The following is a 16,939-nucleotide window of genomic DNA, read 5'->3' as shown; positions in this document are numbered from 1 at the left end:
CTGCTTCTTATTTGCTGAGTTCGCGGGCGGCTGCTTTCATGCTCAGTTGCAAGCGGCCACGGTCATCTATGGCCACTAGTTTTACCGTGACGAGGTCGCCTTCTTTGACGACATCGCTTGGCTTGTTTACGCGTTCTTCGCTCATTTCACTGACGTGTACTAAGCCATCTTTGCCTGGCATAATTTGTACGAATGCACCAAAGTCTAGGACAGATACGACTGGCTTGTCGACATATATTTTGCCGACTTCTGGGTCTTCAACAATGCTAGCAATCCAGTCTTTTGCCTTCTGAATGGCCGCGCCGTCTGGACTCGCAATCATTATGGTACCGTCGTCTTTAATGTCAATTTCGGTACCTGTTTCGGCGGTTATTTTCTGGATGGTTTCGCCACCCTTGCCAATGATTTCACGAATTTTATCTGGGTTAATGGTAATACTCTCTACGCGCGGTGCATACGGGCTAAGTTCGGCGCGAGGCTCCGGCATAGTTGTTATCATGTGTTCAAGTATGTGGGCTCGGCCCTCTTTGCCCTGTGCAAGTGCCTTTGCAAGCACCGCAATAGGCAGTCCGTGTACTTTCATGTCCATTTGAAGCGCAGTAATACCCACTGCGGTGCCGGCCACCTTAAAGTCCATGTCGCCCGCAAAGTCCTCGGCGTCGGCAATGTCGCTTAGTATGTACGTCTTGTCACCGTCTACCATGAGTCCCATGGCAATACCCGATACGGGTGCTTTCAGAGGTACGCCTGCGTCCATGAGCGCAAGACAGCTTGAGCAGGTTGCGGCCATACTAGTTGAACCGTTTTGGCTCATAATCTCGGTTACCGAACGAATAGCATACGGAAAATCTGCTTCAGAAGGCAGTACCGCAGTCAAGGCGCGCTCTGCGAGATACCCATGGCCAATTTCGCGGCGACCCGGTGAACCCAAACGGCGCACTTCGCCAACCGTATAGCCCGGCGCGTTGTAGTGGTGCATGTAGCGGCGCTCTTCGTTCTTTTCCATGGTGTCGACAAACTGCGCATATGAAAGCGGCGCGAGCGTGACAATGTTCATCCCCTGAGTCATACCGCGGGTAAATATGCTCGAGCCATGCGCCCGAGGTAATAAACCAACCTCTGAGCTAAGCGGACGAATATCGGTCAGTTTGCGGCCATCAGGACGAGTCCCGTCTTTGACAATGCCAGCCCTCACATCCTTATGCAGTGCCATTTGAAATGCTTCGTCATACTCAGTACGTACTACGGTGTACTCTTGTTCGCCCAGTTCCTTAGCAAAAGCAATGTGAAACTGCTCTTTCAAAACTCCAATCATTTCATTGCGTTCTGGGTATGGCAGGCGCAAACCCTCACCGAGCTTGTCGGATACCCATGCGTCAACGGCTGCTTGGACTTTTTCATCTGGGAGGATCAATTCATATTCGGCGGGTTTCACTCCGACCTTCTTAGCAAGCTCTGCCTGAACGGCGAGTGCAGGCTGTATAGCTTCCTCGGCAAACTTGAGCGCTGCTACTACTTCTTCTTCGGTTGCTTCATTGGCACCAGCTTCTACCATCATGACTCCGCCTTCACGGGCAGCCACAACGAGGTCAAGTTTACTTGCATTTAGTTCTTCAGCGCTCATAAAGGCTTTGAACTCACCACTATCTGTCATGCCAACGCGCACACCGGCCACTGGACCATCAAACGGTGCTCCCGTAAGCATAAGTGCCGCACTCATGGCGATCATAGCAACCATGTCTGGGCGAAATGCCGGATCCATACTAAGTACGCTGGCCACACCCTGAACTTCGTTACGATAGCCTTTCGGGAACAGCGGACGGATTGGTCTGTCTATGAGACGACCAATCAGGATAGCATCGTCACTTGGGCGACCTTCGCGCTTTACGAACCGCGAACCACTGATTTTGCCGGCTGCGTAGAATTTTTCTTCATAATCAATACTTAACGGAAAATAGTCCATGCCCTGTATGGGCTTGCCAAGCATAGTCGTCCCAAGCACAACCGTGTCTCCGTAGCGTACAAGCACACTCGCCGTCGTACGAAAACCAACGCGGTTAACTTCTAGTGTCAGTGTTCGGCCACAAAACTCAGTCTCGACGACAACAAGATCTTTGCCGTAAGGGTTTATGGTTTTTGTCGTGATTTGGCTCATTTATGAACCTCCTTCTGGTGAGCAACAAGGTTCAAGCATCCACTCTTTGAGATACAAAGTGGAAACCTGCTCTTTATCACCCACCGATAGTTAATGTAGCTAGAATTTTGGTTCTAGATGTTGGAATTTACCACTGTACATTCCAATGTCCGGAGCAAAATTTGGTGATGCCCTAGTTTCCGTACACTTACCGAGCAGCAGTGAAGCTCAGAGCGAGCCGTATTGTAGTACGGTGAGCGAGAGCTGGAACTACTAACAACGAAATGTGCGAAAAATAGGGCATGAGCCCTAGCGGCGAATGCCGAGTTTCTTTATAAGGTTAAGGTACGCTTGACCGTCTTGTGCTGCAATATACTGCAACAACCGCTTGCGTTTGCCGACGAGCTGCAACAGCCCGCGACGAGCTGCAAAATCTTTCTTGTTGACCTTCAGGTGCTCGGTAAGCTCCTTGATACGCTCAGTAAATATACCGACTTGTACAGCCGAGCTACCGGTGTCTGCCTTACTGGCTTGTAAATCATTTACAATTTTGTCTTTTTTCTCCGCTGCTATCATACTCGCTAGTACGTCCTTCCTTATTGTTCCAAAACTATTACTCAAGAGATTACTGATGGCGTTACATGCAATTGTATCAGAAGACCACCTCTTATGCAACACTCTGTGGAGGTTCAATACTTCGAGGACGCTTCTGTCTCCAGTTTGGCCTGGTATTCATCGGGTGTCAAATAGCCGAGTGCTTGGTGCGGACGGTAGTTGTGGCATTTGGTGAGCCACTGGTCAATAATCTCTCGCTGGTCAACTATTAACCTCCCATACATCTTGCACACTTTCATCACCTCACTAAAGTAGAAAGGAGTGAAAGTGAGATACCGCAAGATGACAGAGAAACAATTGCTCGTGTATGGAGCACGGATTCGTTTAGGGTGGTTTCGTAAAGCCGAAGAACTCGGGAATGTTGCGGCAGCCTGCCGGTTCTACGGCATTCCTCGACGAACATATTACTACTGGCATAGTCGCTGGGTGAGTCAGGGCAAAGCCCTGACGAGCCTGTACGATATGCCTCGTACGCCAAAGAGCCACACTAATGACGCCGATGACGAGGTAGTGAGTCTCGTCGTGCAGCTTCGCCTTGGTCTTGGTTACGGCGAAAATGCTCTTGCGCATGTCCTCAGGCGGGATTACGGCGTCGCCACATCTGTGCACGGTGTCCACAACATCCTGAGCCGAGCAAAGTTACTAGAAGAGCGCAAAAGAAGGTACGCAAAACCCGCCAGCTCAGTGACCGTGAGTATTACCCGGGCGAAGTCGGACAGATGGATGTCAAACATTGGAAGCGCAAAGGCTACCAGTATGACATCGTCGACTGTGCTACGAGGATAAAATACAAACGGATCTATCCTGGATGCGACCCTGCGACAACGGTAGATTTTCTTGAGCATGCGGTCAGGTTCTTTGACCCAGCTTTCAGGTTCAAAGGGATTCAGACCGACAATGGCACAGAGTTCACCTACGACCATTTGCCGCAAGTGAGACCGGAAACAGAGTGCCCGACTGTCCGGTGGCTCAGAGAACATGGGATTGAGCACCTCCGCATCCCGCCGTCATCGCCACATCTCAACGGTCGAGTCGAGCGACCGCACGGAGTAGACAAGGATAGATACAAACGGCTAACAACGAATTCGCACACACTTGTCGAATTAAGAGAGTTTTGTAACGAAGATTGTCTCGACTACAACTTTTACCGACCGCATAGTATGCTAGACATGATGACACCGATTGAATACCTGCAAAGCTTGAAGGGTTACGAGCAGGCGACGGTGGATACTAGTGTGCTAGATGTTCGGTAGGTGGACCCTCTCGCTGGTCAACCAGGTCGCTGGCAACGCCGCTTCAACGGATACACTCCCGTTCTGGGCTGCCAATAAAACGCTCGACAACGGACGTGTATAATAATAGGTCAATGAGTGGTTTTACAAGACGCATGTTTCTTGGGTCTGCGGGACGATACAACATCCCGACTGAGTTTGCGATTTGGGGTTCCTCGTCTGCACAGGGTTATGGTGGGGGCGGTGTTAGTGTTGGCAGCGAGCTACAGGCTCGATTTGGTATACCGATGTACAATGGAGGTGTTGGCGGTCAGTGGTCGACACACGTTGCCGCTCGTCAAGGTGGGCGACCAGCTCTCCTTAGTTTGAGTGGTGGCTCTATTCCAGCCTCCGGAACAATTGCCGCTACGACGCCGACTATGCACATACTATCTTTCTCAGCAGCGGGCAGTTTACAGGGAGTAAGTGGTACACTGGCGTCTTCGGGCGACCTCACGACTTACCAGTTTACCCGTTCAGCAAGCGGTAGCGTCACGAGTGTACCAAATGATACACCATTTATACCCACTCAGGGTAGCCAGCGCCGTGCAGACGGGACAATCATATGGTCGGGAAAAAACGACATCACCAGTGGCACTGGCAACATGGCAATTTGCGCCGAATCGGTTGATGCTACGGTGGCATATCTATTACCTCGAACACAGTATTTGGTAATGGGACATTTTGCAAATAGCACAATGCCCGTCGGCACCTCTGCCCGGACGCGGATGGACGCTGAAAACGCACGGTTAGCAAGCATATACGGCGATCGTTATGTCGACGTCTATGCTTACCTGAAGTCCGCTCAGGTTTGGGTTGACTCAGGCGTAACGCCAAATGCTACCGATTTATCCGATCAAGCAGATGGTGTTATCCCTATAAGTTTACGGTCCGATACAGGTCACCTGAATGGAGCGGGCTATGCTGCGGTTGCGGTTCTGGTAGGCGACACAATTGTTGCCCAGGGCTGGCTAGGGTAGAGACCGTCTTGTTGGATTAGCACGCACTTGGTGTGCTGTATAATAAAATTATGAGCATTTCGGCACGAAGACTACAAAAAGTAGGTCCTAGAACTACGGCAACCGGCACAAATCCAACGGCTAACGCTGGCTCGGTGGCGGTCGGTGCGGCCAGTTACGCTGTACCTGGTGATGCTATTTATGTTGCGACGGGTGGCAACGATACGACCGGCGTAGGTACGATCGGCGCGCCGTACCGCACACTCGTGCGAGCCATTACTGCGGCAACCAGCGGAAAAACCATCGTATTACGAGCCGGTACGTACCATGAAGGCGGCTCAAATCACACTTCGGCTATCGGCATCGAGGTGAACAGAAACAACTTGACGATTCAAAACTACCCCGGTGAAGCGGTTTGGTTTGATGGTTCGAGCGTCCAAACTGGTTGGTCGCAGAGCGGTGCAACTTGGTCTATCCCATGGACAAAAGTATTTGACCATAGCCCCACCAGCACGAGTGGTGCTGCGGACGGCTCAACCCCAGGTTGGCAATGGATCAACGCCAATTATCCGCAGGCGCCATTCCCTGAGCAGGTGTTCGTAGATGGTGTCGCGCTGACGCAAGTCGGATCATTGGGAGCGTGCGTAGCCGGTACTTTCTATGTGCAGGGTACAACTAGCAACATGATTTTCACGCCGTCCACACTTTACATCGGGACAAATCCGGCCGGCAAAACAGTCAATGTGACCGATATGCACATCTTTTTAAACCTTGGTACTGGCTATACCGGCCTGACAATCCGTGGTTTTGGCATTCGTCGATATGGCAATTCCCTGCCGCAGTATTCAGTGCTGCGCTTTGACGGCAATAACAACACAACTAACTGTCTGGCTGAAAACATTGTCATGGAAGATATCGCGACCGCAGCACTAACCTCAAACCAGTGCCATGGCAACACCATCCGAAACGTGACAATCCGACGCGCAGGCTACCGAGCTTCGGGCGGCTACCGATCAGACAATTTGTTGTTCGACAATATTTTGATCGAGTACACCAACACCGAAAACTTCAACTCATCGCCTGACTCAGGGGTGATTAAGGTCACACAGTCCCAACACGTCACCGTCCGAAACAGTATCTTCCGCGACAACAAATGCAAAGTTGTTTGGTTCGACATGTCGGTCTACGACATGGAAGTCTACGGCAACGATTTCTTACGCAACAAAGACACTGATGCGTTCTTTGAAATCAGTGGCACCGGAATCTGCACCAACAACCTGTTTGTCGACAACCCGGCCGAGGCGATCAAGGTCAACAACACAGACAACATGGAAGTATGGAACAACACAATCGTGCGCTGCGGTAGCCTCTCTCAGCGGCTCAACCCCGACACGTCCAACCATGGTAACGGCGATCGTCGCCCTCTGGCGGTCTACCAGGAAAGCCGACGACCCGCCAACACGAGTTACGGTCTAGACGGTCGTTACCCGCTCGGGCACGCTATGTATAGCAGCTATATGACATGGCAGATCAACAACGTTACTATCCATAACAACGTCGTGGTTGGCACACCGTCAAACGCGTACGCTATGTTTTGTATCGATGACCAACAGATTCAGTCCGGTGGCACAAATCAGCTGCTAGCCGCCTACGGCACTGTCATGGACGGCAACGTATTTCACTGGGCGACTGCGCCGAGCACTACCTATCCCTACCCGTATATATTCCCGCCGACATCTGTCGGCAGCTCAACACCTATCGTCTATTCGACGCATGCCGCTATGGTCAGCGCTACCTCACTCAACCCAAATGGCACCGAAATCAACCCGAAAAGTTCAGGCACTTCAAACCCATCGCCGATTGACGCCAACTATGTCGTCACCGGTGGCTACGCCGTTCTACACACCAAAGCTGTTGCGCTTTCCGCGTCAATTGCTGGACTGGCTGGACAACCAACCGGCACGAAACACGCTGGCTGCTGGCGCAGTTAGTTCAAAAAGTGGCGGGCTCGCCCGCCCCGCTTGAGACAAATGGAGTTAACCCAATTGTCTTAAGCACCCCACTCCTGAAGGCTCCGCTCTCGCTCACTTAACCCCGGAAAGCGCCAACAGTACTGCTTACAGCAACTCGACGTAACTAACCCGCAGGGTAGCATGAACGACTCGCAAAGTATGAAGTCCGACTGATCAGCTGAGAAGGTATGAACTAGTTTTCTACTATATAGCCGACAATGTCTACTACCGCGTCAGCACTACCAGAACCTGAGAATCCGACTGTGATCGTACCTGTTGACTGGTCTATAGGTACAACAAGTGAATTTGACACTGGGCGGCTCGGAGATAAGATCAATGAGGCTCCGGCGCGCATAGCTGTGCGAAAATCTTTAGGATATGCGAACATATACCCGCCTGGCGCATTCAGACCGGTCACAATTACCATAGCTTTGGAAGCATTACGCGGAATACCGAAGCGGCCAGTTACTTGAACATTTTTGTCTTGATCAGACGCTAATTTGCCAAAAATCGAATCCGCACTATTACGCGTATCGGCGATACGGCTAGGGGTGATGGTGACTATTTTACTTCTCAATTGAGTCGTCGGTTGTGGCTGCGTAATTGTTGGGTCGACATATGCTGTTATCTCGTCAACCACAATATGTGCGCTGGAACCATGATTATAGAATACTGTTGACGGACAGGCTCCTCCCCCCATGGTTGCGACCAGACTATGCGCCGTCATCTCTCCGTTGTTATAGCTGAACTGTGAGATTGGGTATTTTTGCACTCCAACTGGCGTAGTCGTGATGTAACCTGAACCACTTACTGGTATGACAGTGACATTGTATTTCATAGCTCTGAGTCTACTGTCACATACTCCACTCGCGGCTAACGTACGAGCGCCACCAGGTGCAATTGGTGCATAATTATTGGCTGGGTCATAACGGGAATCGTATATACGTGTCCGACCAGTTGAGCTCATGACGTACGAGCCGTTACTGGAATAGTACCCTACGATATCTACTACTACATTTGTATTGCCAAACGCATTATACAACTGCATGGCGCCAGTCGATGACAAGCGAACGCTGGCTCCATTATCGACGATAACACCTGGAACCGCGCTCAAAAGTGCCGTCGATGGAGGGGTTCTGCTCGGGTCAGATGGCCCAACTGATACATACGTTGACTGAGTTGCAGACGCAACGGCGATATTTAACTCGACCATTTCTACGCCACTCGTCGGCACGCCAGCCCTTCCGGCTACCTGTATGTCTAGAAAAGAATTGGCAGCCATCGGGCTAGACTGACGAGTATCTAACAGCCGCGCACCTGTAACAGGGGTGTACTTTGTCGATACTGTCGTATTGGGGCCAAAACGTACTAAACCGACATGCGAAGCTCCTCTTACATGCGTAAATTCGCCACCGATCGCAAGATATGAACCGTTGCCTGTTACGCTCCAGCCATTTTGACAAGCACCAGAATAACTCGTACCGCATATCGCATTGCTAAAGTTTGGATACCAACTGAGTACAGAGGAACGAGGTTGATTTGCGAAACTCCAGTATCGGTTGCCCGGGTGAGTAGTGTTGACCGCTAGGTTGCCATTTACATCAAAGCCGCGAGTAACTCTCTCGGCAACTGCATGTCGTAGTGGACCATCTGCAAACGAACCGGCGTCGATACATTCATGCGCATGACCAACACTGTAGAGAACACCATTCATAGGATATGTATCATAGCTATCGCCATGACAATCGTTGAGCCATACTAGCTTCCCGTCGACAGGGCTAATAGCAGCGCGGCCTTCGATCGCTCCAGGACGGCCAAATAGTCTGAAATTATAACCTGTTAGATATATGTTTGTCCCGTCCGTTGTCAGACTACCGATGGCGGCCTCTGAAGCAACTGGGTCTTCATTATTGATCGGGAAACGGCTTAGGTCGGTAGTCGGCCAGCCTGTGCTTGACCACTGAGTACTTGCCCAGTTTGGTTGTGGTACTCCAGTTACGGCGTCGACTGCTGCAATCGAGTGATACGGTAGATTATTTACTGTCGAAAAGCTGCCGCCAAATATCACTTTAGTATTGCCTGGTGCCATCACCATGGAGAGGACCTGAGCGTTGGCAGTAGGCGACCAGTTGTTCACAACACCATTGGTGGTCGAGAACGCCGCTAATTTGTCTCGCCATACTCCGCCAGCCTTACCAAAACTACCCCCTATGTACACTGTGCTGTTTGATGCTGCTATGGCACGAACTACGTTTGTTACGCCGCCGTAGCCAGCCAGCAACGCGCCGTTAGGACTTGTCGGAGATATATCGAAGCCCGCGAATCGTTCTTTTGTCACCCCATCGACAGTCGTAAACGTACCGCCTACGAAGAGCTTATTGCCATCGGGCGATAGCGCTAATACGCGTCCTTCGTTCGGGTTGGCGCTCCTCACACAACTAGTTGTAGCGCTCGCGCCACTGAGACTATGGACAAAATTGCGGTCGAGATAGCCCGTTGTTATGTCAAAAGCTAAGATATTTTTACGGCTATGAACACTGCCGTCTAAGTCTGTCACACTATTAAAGCAGCCGGTTGCGTAGACTTTGTTCCCTTTTGTGACTACATCCCAGACAATACCATCGTTAATTTTTACAGTTGGAAGCGGCATGGACGAGACGGTACCTGGGGCACTTAGGGTAGGATTTACTTCTGCCGAGGCACTTGCAGCGATAGACGTGGCACACAAAAGTGACACAAGCACAGTTAGCAACGATAGCCTATAACCACCTCTGTTGAATATTTTCATTGTCTACTCCCTTCCCACGCACTTATTACCCTGCACTAATATACATACTTATACACTCATTTCTTTGAATAGTAAATGTTGCCGTACTAACTCACCACCTTTGCAACCTAAAAGGTAGGCATCCTAAACTGTAAGAGCATTACATCTAACAGGAAGGAGCCTACCATGGCCTATTCTATCAACCCTAACCTACCTAAAGCGAGAGCTTTGGCAATGCGGTTGCTTGTGTGTGAGGGAATACCCTTGCAGATTGTTGCCAACCGTTGCGGTGTACACCGTACCACCATCTGGAGATGGAAGCAGAAGTGGGACAAGCTCAATGAGCATGTTCAGTTCGACAATCCCAACCGCCCAGCCCGTGTGTACAGCAAAGCAAACCACCTACTGCGATGTACATGGCTCATCCCTACGTACACATCTCGGCCCCATACAAGCCCTCAGGCAATAGGCGAGCAACTCATGACTCGGATACTTGAATTACGACATAGACTCAAACGTTGTGCTGAGGTGGTGTGGTACCACCTGACACGAGTTGGCGATGCCTACGGCACAGCCATTGTTAGCCTTAGCAGTGTGCGCCGTATATTACGGCGACACTACTGCTTTGATGGAGCCAGGAAGAAGCGAGTACGACCAGATAACCCGAGACGTCCACAAGCCACAGGGCCTGGTGAGCTCGTACAGACAGATACTATCCACCATGTCGATCCACACAGCGGTAAGCGTCTGTATTACTACACGGTCATTGACCTATTCACTAGAATGACGTACGTCATTCTAGCAACCCGGCTCAGCCCAGGGCTTGCTGCACGGGCGGTCCTGGAAGCACAAGACCAATGGGGCTTTACTATTTCCATGGTGCAGGCAGACAATGGTCCAGAGTACGGACGCTACTTTGAGCAAGTGCTTCGCTCACGAGGTATTACCACTAGACACTCCCGATTGCACCGACCCAATGACAATGCTCACATAGAGCGATACAACCGAACTATCCAGACAGAATGTATTGGATACTACTGGCGCAGGAGCGTACCGCTCCAAAGCCAGCGAGATAAGCTTACTGCGTATCTCGACTACTACAACACGAAGCGAGTACACTTAGGCATACAGATGCAGGTGCCTGCTGCAATGTTGCAAAGGTCTTGAGTTCTATACGTGTTGCGAACGTTTCGATAAAGTGAAAACGGTCAGTTTGTCAGGTAGTAGCAAGCTCGAAAAGACAACTACGTAACCCAGGTTATACCAGTAAAATTAAGGATGGTACTGGCTCGCCAGCTGTCTGTTTTGGGATCGTACACCTGGGTCGATACTGTGCCAGCGGGAATATCAAACGTACAGACACGCGTCGGATTACTAGAATAGTCATGCCAACAATCCATGAGGTTGTATGTTTTGTGGCCAGTCGTAGCGCTCGTAGAAACAGAGCTTGACCATACAGGCAAATGACCAGAAAACGTGAATTTAACATTTGGGTTATTCTTGATGATTGTATCGTACATGGTTTGTGGGCTCGTATCGCCGTAACCGGCGTTACTACCACTGACTGCACCGTTACCTTCGAGATACATGTGTGTCAGGATGATGACATTGTGATTAGGATGAGCCTGTATGACACCATTTGCCCAAGGGTACACCCCCGCGCGTGGACAAAACTCAACATTCATGACCAGCCAGTTGAGCCCAGCTGCTTGAAACGTGCGGTAGGCATTGTCAACTTTTCCAGTTTCATACACACCGGCAATATTCGGAAAGCGTGAGACGGGAAAATAGCTGTTAAACGTACTCGTATTGCGAAGGTTCGCGTTAACGTCACCAGGTGCGGCACTACCGCCATATTGCACGGCGGCTGTATCGTGGTTGCCGATACAAAGTGCGTAGGGAAAATTTACAGCGTCCAGAATATCGAGACCGGTATCGGCTCGCACATAATGGCTATGAGTTTCGTCGTCCCAGTCGACAAGGTCGCCGACTTGTACCATGAACTTAATATTGAGTGCCTCACGGTTATCTCGTATCCAGGTCATACGCTCGGCAAACACGGCGGTACGTACAGCGCTGCTGTTGTCTTGCTGAGTGTCAGGAATCGAAATAAACGTAAACTGAGTTTCAGTCGTAAGTAACGCTCCAGCTGCGGCTTGTTGTGCTCGTCGTTTTAACACACTTTTCCCCTTTAGATACATTATAGCGCATATGTTTGTATTAGGTGTTATAGTGAAAACATGGATGAAAGCACATGGTATCGTTACTTAGTTTTACTCGATGGTATTAAGAATGATTCTGGGTTGGTGGTTCCTGTTGAGCGAATCGCCTATACTTTTCATACTTTTTCACTCCACGATGAACATGTCTATGAACCGACCGGAGATGTCACATTTATCTCACCAAATCCCGATACGCAGAGCCTTGAGCAAGGTGTTGAGCGTATGATCGATGCCGTGCTTCATATCAAAGTCACTGCACGCGTGCTGAACGTCCAACAAGCCGAGCAACTGCTTGCATCGACCGACGATACAACAGTGGTTTATGCCGGTTTTACTAGACAAAGAAATGACATACAATCACTGATTGAGTCAACTCGTTAGATTTTTTGGTTGGCTATAAACTAGAATTATGGAACCATCGACATATCTGGGCAGTAGAAAACATTTTCACCACTGTTCGGACCAGTCGCCACTCCCCCTCCGAGAAGATACTTCGGACGTGTTGTCCAAGCTTCTTGGTCGTCGTTGCGTGTAGCACCTTCTACCAATACACGGCCTCCAGAAACATAGATCATCGGCACAGTATCGGCAGCTGGTGTGCGATAAAAAGTCGGTGAGTAAAACGCCCACTCCCCACCAGTTATGTGTACGAGGCCTAGCTCGGCAGCATCTGGACTTTGCATGCCCTGGCCGAGGCTTGGGCTGAAGAATGCTCCTTTGCCTCCCTCTAGTCGAATAACCGTACCTGGTGCGGCGAGGTTGTCGTTGCTACTTTTATAGCCTTCGTAGGTTCCGCCGAAAAAACGAAGTCCGTGACCGGCACTGCCGGAAACCTTGAGGCCACGCCAGCCGTTGAGAGCTGACATAAAGATATAACCTACGTTGGTCTTGCTCAGGCTGTCAAAAATGAGTTCGTAGTCATTGTCTGCATAGGTACCGGTTTGTGCAGGGCTCGAACTCGGGCCAATGTTTAAGAAACCATCCATCCAGAGATTACAGTCAGCACCACCGAGCATGAACTGTGTGTCCCACAGGTTATTTGCCGTCCAGTGGCCAGAAAATATAACTTGCGTCACCAAGCATTTGCGATCCTTGCGTCCAAAAACGCTCCGCATAAAGTTGAAACTCAGTGCATGGAACTGGCAGGCATATAGGGAACCCGTAGTGACATCGATAAATTGGTGTACGGATGATCCCGCATTACCGGAAACCGCAAAATCAGCCATATATATATCGAACAAGTTTCCTCCAGGTGTGACCCACCATGAACTCGCACCAGACGATATGGCTGCTCCGAGGTTGATCCTGGTCGGTACAAACACACCGCCACTTTGCTCGAGGTTGCGAGGACCTGCCGGTGTACCAATAATCTTGAGGCCACTATACAGCTGCCTCGTTTGGTTAAACGTATGAATACGCGAACCTAAGCGAATCGCAGGCATGCGAGAATGTCCCTGCTGCCAGGCAATAGCAGCAGTCAGTTTGTCGTCGTCGGTCGCACCAGCAAATGAATCAAGCAACCTTGTTCCGTCATCTACCCCCGTGCTTTGTGTCACCCAGGTAATATTAGAGCCATCCCAGCTCAGTACTTGGTTGGTACTCGGCGCGTTGCTGGCGCCTAGTTTTGGTTCGGTTACTGCTCCGTCAGCGATTTGAGTAGTGCCGACGGCATTGGCAGCTATCTGAGCATTGCTGGCAGTGCCAGTCAGATCACCACCAAGTACTGGGTCGCTGGTATTTGCGGCATTAACCCATTTCGCAGTCGTACTGTTGTACTCAAGGATCTGGCCATCAGCAAGGACATTGAAGAATACGTCGTTTGCGTTTTGGATGCCGGTGCCGGTTCCTGTGAATGGCATAGTTGTCTCACTTCCCTTTAGATAATAGTTTAACTGGTTATGATTATAACAGAGATATTAGAAGTGAAAAGATTATGGATTAACCCCAGCTAGCTGTAAGCGCCGAGCTGGGGTTAATTATCATTTAAATTTACTAGATTGCTAGGAAATGTTTAGGTGACGTTCATAGAAAGATCGGGAACGTATGTCGTGTAGGTTCCTGTACCAGCTGTATTTCCACCTGCAGCTCCAGTATCTAGTACAGGGCGTGCAGTCCAAGTCTCACTCTGGCGGCGTGTTGCCCCTGTGACGTGAACACGGCCCCCAGATTGGTAGATACAAGGGGTTGTGTCTGTCATGTTACCTCGGTAAAATATCGGTCCGTAGAAGTTCCATTCACCACCGGTGATGTGAACAAGACCACCTTCAGCCGCATCCGGGCTGCCCATTCCCTGACCGATGTTAGGACCATAGAATGAACCAACTCCACCTTCAAGACGTATAACTGTACCCGGTGCAGGTGTCCCCGCGTTGTAACCCTCATATACACCACCATAGAACGTCAGGAAAGAAGAAGTTCCTTGAACACGAATACCTCGCCATCCGTTAAGTGCAGTCATGTATATGTACCCTACATTTGTCTTTGACATATTGTTAAACATAAATTCGTAATCATTATCGGCATAGGTTCCTGTCTGTGCTGGGGATGCTGATGGTCCCATGTTAATCATGCCACCCATCCACAGTGAGTTATCTGACCCACCGAGGTGAAACTGCGTATCCCACAGATTATTTGCTGTCCAGTGGCCAGAAAGTACAACTTGTGTCATTAAGAAGGTGCGATCTTTGCGTCCCAATACTGATCGCATGAAGTCAAATGCCAAGCTATGGAACTCACACGCGTATAGTGTTCCACTGTTTACATCCATGAACTGGTGGACAGAGGCGCCTTCGTTACCGTTTACAGCAAAATCTGCCATGTATATGTCAAATAAGTTTCCTCCTGGGGTCACCCACCAACTGCTTGCGCCTGATGAGACTGCCGCACCTAGTACAATACGAGAGGTTACAAAGTTAGGGTTTTGTTCAAGGTTTTTTGGACCAGTAGATTGGCCTATAAGCTTAAGCCCAGAGTATAGAGTACGAGTCTGGTTAAAGGAATGACTCCTGGCACCTAGTACAATAGGTGGCATACCGTTGGTAGATTGCTGTGCGGCAATGGCAGCGGTCAGTTTATCATCGTCAGTAGCACCGGCTTGATCGTCAAGGAAGATGTAGCCAAACTGCCCTGATGAGCCACCACCTGCAAGTGCATACCAACCCTTCGTACCGCCAACATTTGTACCATAGTACCTATCAGCACCTGGACTTGCGTTGTCATTGACAAGCGTTAGTGTTCGGTTAGCAGATAAGTCGCCGCCTCCTGTTAGTGAAGTAGTCCCAGTTATGGTTGTTGTTGTGCTAGCCTTGGCGTTTAAGGCAGTCTGCGTCGCAGTCGAAACCGGTTTACTAGCATCTGAAGTATTATCGACGTTAGCAAGGCCAACAGCTGACTTATCTAGGGTTTGCCATGATTTATCACCACGATAATATTGAGAAGTAGTCCCAGCTGTGATTGTCGCCTCTTTGGCGGCAAGTGAAGCGACTAGTCCTGTGACGTCAGCTTGAGCATGCGTATGCACCGTCGCTGCTTTACCAGCCAGTCCTGGTACAGTTGGTGCAGCAGCAGTACCAGCGAGATCACCGGCTAGTTGGACAATACCTTTTGTGGTAGTGGTTGCATCTGCTCCAGTGGCTTGAGCAACCCAGGTCATGGCTGAACCATTCCAGCTAAGGACGTAGTTGGTAGTAGGTGCGTTGCTAATAGATAGCTTTGGTTCGGTAACTGAGTTATCGGTTAGGGCTGTTGTCGCTACTGAGAGAGGAATATTAATCCATTTGGCAGTAGCGTTGTCATAACGAAGGATATGGTCTTGAGCAAGGACGCTGAAGAATACGTCGTTTGCGTTTTGGATGCCGGTGCCGGTTCCTGTGAATGGCATAGTTGTCTCACTTCCCTTTAGATAATAGTTTAACTGGTTATGATTATAACAGAGATATTGGAAGCGCACAGACCAAAACACCATCAACATTAGCGTCTTCAGGGCTACCAAGATTAATCAATGGATTATTTCAGCTCTTTAAGTAGGCCAAGCTCGGTTATATTATCCCTGGTTAAAAAGTTCTACCGATTTAGCAGCGATGAAATTATTGCGTATTGAGTAGCCGTATCTTGTCATGTGAGTTCCGTCTGTCCACCAGTTGGTTTGATCGGCAGTATTTTCGACAACACTGTACCAGTCAGCTAACATTGAATATGGTCGTGACGATATCATCGAGGCGATAGTATTGTTAATGTCTGAATCGGGTGGAACCCACCAATCACCTTTATTGACCCAGAGTAGGCGTGCCGACGAGCCAAGTGCATTAAATACCAGTTGCATATCGCTAGTTATTTTTTGCACCGAGTCACTACCATTATTTGTACAAAGCGCAATAACCCAAACATCTGGCTCGCCAATATCCAAACGACATTGCGCAATATTTTGCATGGTAGTAAGATTGCCCCAATCTGACTCGGCTATTTTCTTGCCGTCCCAAGAGTAAAACCAGGTAGCATCAGTTGGCCAGCCAGCCGAGGTAAAGGCCGCCGGTATATCATATTGACCATTATCTGCCTGATAGGTCAAAGAGTCACCGATGATCGCGACCTTTGTACCAGCAAACGTGCCAGCGGAGCCGCTGACTGTCAGGTTTTGAGTTGCTGCAACTTTAGAAACATATCCAGCTGCATTGCGAGCTGAAGCTGTCAACGTATAGGCATTGCCTTGTGTCAGCGTATCTACGACTACGATTGACCATACTCCACTACCGTTGGTCGAACTAGAATATACATGGTTATTTATGCTGATCTCTACAGTTGTCCCAAGCTCAGCCGTCCCATTGATGGTCGGTGTAGTAGTTGTTGCAGTAGCGCTGCTGGTAATTATCGGCGCAGCTGGTCGCAAACTGTCGCTAAAGCCACTCACTCCCTGTTGAAGCCGTCTCGTAAACCTGCTCATGGTAACTATTATATAGCTCA

Annotated in this window: 14 protein-coding genes; 6 read left to right on the top strand and 8 right to left on the bottom strand. The window is 49.7% G+C overall.

The window, feature by feature from the left end:
* Positions 1-7: 7 nt before the first annotated feature.
* The 3 genes from pnp to IPL85_02650 form a co-directional block, all read right to left on the bottom strand.
* Complete coding sequence (gene pnp / locus IPL85_02660) at positions 8-2,155, bottom strand: polyribonucleotide nucleotidyltransferase (GenBank protein QQS20323.1); 2,148 nt, start codon at positions 2,153-2,155, stop codon at positions 8-10.
* A gap of 288 nt (positions 2,156-2,443) precedes the next feature.
* The gene (gene rpsO, locus IPL85_02655; protein QQS20322.1) at positions 2,444-2,710 is read right to left on the bottom strand and encodes a 30S ribosomal protein S15; all 267 of its coding nucleotides are present in this window, start codon (positions 2,708-2,710) and stop codon (positions 2,444-2,446) included.
* 113 nt (positions 2,711-2,823) lie between these two features.
* Entirely contained in the window at positions 2,824-2,982 is a 159-nt protein-coding gene (locus tag IPL85_02650; GenBank protein ID QQS20321.1) for a hypothetical protein, read from the bottom strand.
* 49 nt (positions 2,983-3,031) lie between these two features.
* Here IPL85_02650 and IPL85_02645 point away from each other — a divergent pair, with 49 nt between their 5' ends.
* From IPL85_02645 to IPL85_02630, 4 genes are all read left to right on the top strand, one after another.
* Positions 3,032-3,535, top strand: coding sequence for a helix-turn-helix domain-containing protein (locus IPL85_02645; protein ID QQS20320.1), 504 nt, complete (start codon positions 3,032-3,034; stop codon positions 3,533-3,535).
* Positions 3,469-4,002: a transposase gene (locus IPL85_02640; GenBank protein ID QQS20319.1), complete on the top strand. Its 534-nt coding sequence runs from the start codon at positions 3,469-3,471 to the stop codon at positions 4,000-4,002. Before IPL85_02645 ends, IPL85_02640 begins: the two co-directional genes overlap by 67 nt.
* A 113-nt stretch (positions 4,003-4,115) precedes the next feature.
* Positions 4,116-5,000 carry a hypothetical protein gene (locus tag IPL85_02635; protein QQS20318.1) on the top strand — a complete coding sequence of 295 codons (885 nt, stop codon included), beginning with the start codon at positions 4,116-4,118 and terminating at the stop codon, positions 4,998-5,000.
* A gap of 50 nt (positions 5,001-5,050) precedes the next feature.
* Complete coding sequence (locus IPL85_02630) at positions 5,051-6,970, top strand: right-handed parallel beta-helix repeat-containing protein (GenBank protein QQS20317.1); 1,920 nt, start codon at positions 5,051-5,053, stop codon at positions 6,968-6,970.
* 214 nt (positions 6,971-7,184) lie between these two features.
* On the opposite strand, the gene IPL85_02625 is transcribed toward IPL85_02630, so the two are convergent.
* The gene (locus tag IPL85_02625) at positions 7,185-9,641 is read right to left on the bottom strand and encodes a hypothetical protein (GenBank protein QQS20316.1); all 2,457 of its coding nucleotides are present in this window, start codon (positions 9,639-9,641) and stop codon (positions 7,185-7,187) included.
* Between the two features lie 303 nt (positions 9,642-9,944).
* Here IPL85_02625 and IPL85_02620 point away from each other — a divergent pair, with 303 nt between their 5' ends.
* On the top strand, positions 9,945-10,925 hold the full coding sequence (locus tag IPL85_02620) for a DDE-type integrase/transposase/recombinase (protein QQS20315.1): 981 nt from the start codon (positions 9,945-9,947) through the stop codon (positions 10,923-10,925).
* A gap of 77 nt (positions 10,926-11,002) precedes the next feature.
* Here IPL85_02620 and IPL85_02615 read toward each other — a convergent pair whose 3' ends face one another.
* Positions 11,003-11,938, bottom strand: a complete 936-nt coding sequence (locus tag IPL85_02615; GenBank protein ID QQS20314.1) for a metallophosphoesterase — start codon at positions 11,936-11,938, stop codon at positions 11,003-11,005.
* 60 nt (positions 11,939-11,998) lie between these two features.
* Here IPL85_02615 and IPL85_02610 point away from each other — a divergent pair, with 60 nt between their 5' ends.
* A complete protein-coding gene (locus IPL85_02610) occupies positions 11,999-12,361 on the top strand; it encodes a hypothetical protein (protein ID QQS20313.1) in 363 nt (120 codons plus the stop codon).
* Between the two features lie 26 nt (positions 12,362-12,387).
* Here the strand turns inward: IPL85_02610 and IPL85_02605 are convergent, their stop codons facing one another.
* The 3 genes from IPL85_02605 to IPL85_02595 form a co-directional block, all read right to left on the bottom strand.
* Positions 12,388-13,839 carry a hypothetical protein gene (locus IPL85_02605; protein ID QQS20312.1) on the bottom strand — a complete coding sequence of 484 codons (1,452 nt, stop codon included), beginning with the start codon at positions 13,837-13,839 and terminating at the stop codon, positions 12,388-12,390.
* Positions 13,840-13,991: 152 nt separating this feature from the next.
* On the bottom strand, positions 13,992-15,860 hold the full coding sequence (locus IPL85_02600) for a hypothetical protein (protein ID QQS20457.1): 1,869 nt from the start codon (positions 15,858-15,860) through the stop codon (positions 13,992-13,994).
* 162 nt (positions 15,861-16,022) lie between these two features.
* A complete protein-coding gene (locus IPL85_02595) occupies positions 16,023-16,919 on the bottom strand; it encodes a hypothetical protein (GenBank protein QQS20311.1) in 897 nt (298 codons plus the stop codon).
* Between the last annotated feature and the right edge of the window lie 20 nt (positions 16,920-16,939).

Source organism: Candidatus Saccharibacteria bacterium (assembly GCA_016699955.1).
Taxonomy (GTDB): domain Bacteria; phylum Patescibacteriota; class Saccharimonadia; order Saccharimonadales; family UBA4665; genus JAGXIT01.
The sequence above is the reverse complement of the archived record's forward strand: the minus strand, read 5'-3'. Positions and strand labels throughout refer to the sequence as shown.

Excerpts from the sequence above, each read along its gene's own strand:
- IPL85_02595 (QQS20311.1), bottom strand. The coding sequence starts at position 16,919 with ATGAGCAGGTTTACGAGACGGCTTCAACAGGGAGTGAGTGGCTTTAGC.
- IPL85_02605 (QQS20312.1), bottom strand. The coding sequence starts at position 13,839 with ATGCCATTCACAGGAACCGGCACCGGCATCCAAAACGCAAACGACGTA.
- IPL85_02600 (QQS20457.1), bottom strand. The coding sequence starts at position 15,860 with ATGCCATTCACAGGAACCGGCACCGGCATCCAAAACGCAAACGACGTA.
- rpsO (QQS20322.1), bottom strand. The coding sequence starts at position 2,710 with ATGATAGCAGCGGAGAAAAAAGACAAAATTGTAAATGATTTACAAGCC.
- IPL85_02640 (QQS20319.1), top strand. The coding sequence starts at position 3,469 with ATGGATGTCAAACATTGGAAGCGCAAAGGCTACCAGTATGACATCGTC.
- IPL85_02620 (QQS20315.1), top strand. The coding sequence starts at position 9,945 with ATGGCCTATTCTATCAACCCTAACCTACCTAAAGCGAGAGCTTTGGCA.
- IPL85_02610 (QQS20313.1), top strand. The coding sequence starts at position 11,999 with ATGGATGAAAGCACATGGTATCGTTACTTAGTTTTACTCGATGGTATT.
- IPL85_02625 (QQS20316.1), bottom strand. The coding sequence starts at position 9,641 with ATGCCGCTTCCAACTGTAAAAATTAACGATGGTATTGTCTGGGATGTA.
- pnp (QQS20323.1), bottom strand. The coding sequence starts at position 2,155 with ATGAGCCAAATCACGACAAAAACCATAAACCCTTACGGCAAAGATCTT.
- IPL85_02630 (QQS20317.1), top strand. The coding sequence starts at position 5,051 with ATGAGCATTTCGGCACGAAGACTACAAAAAGTAGGTCCTAGAACTACG.
- IPL85_02635 (QQS20318.1), top strand. The coding sequence starts at position 4,116 with ATGAGTGGTTTTACAAGACGCATGTTTCTTGGGTCTGCGGGACGATAC.
- IPL85_02645 (QQS20320.1), top strand. The coding sequence starts at position 3,032 with ATGACAGAGAAACAATTGCTCGTGTATGGAGCACGGATTCGTTTAGGG.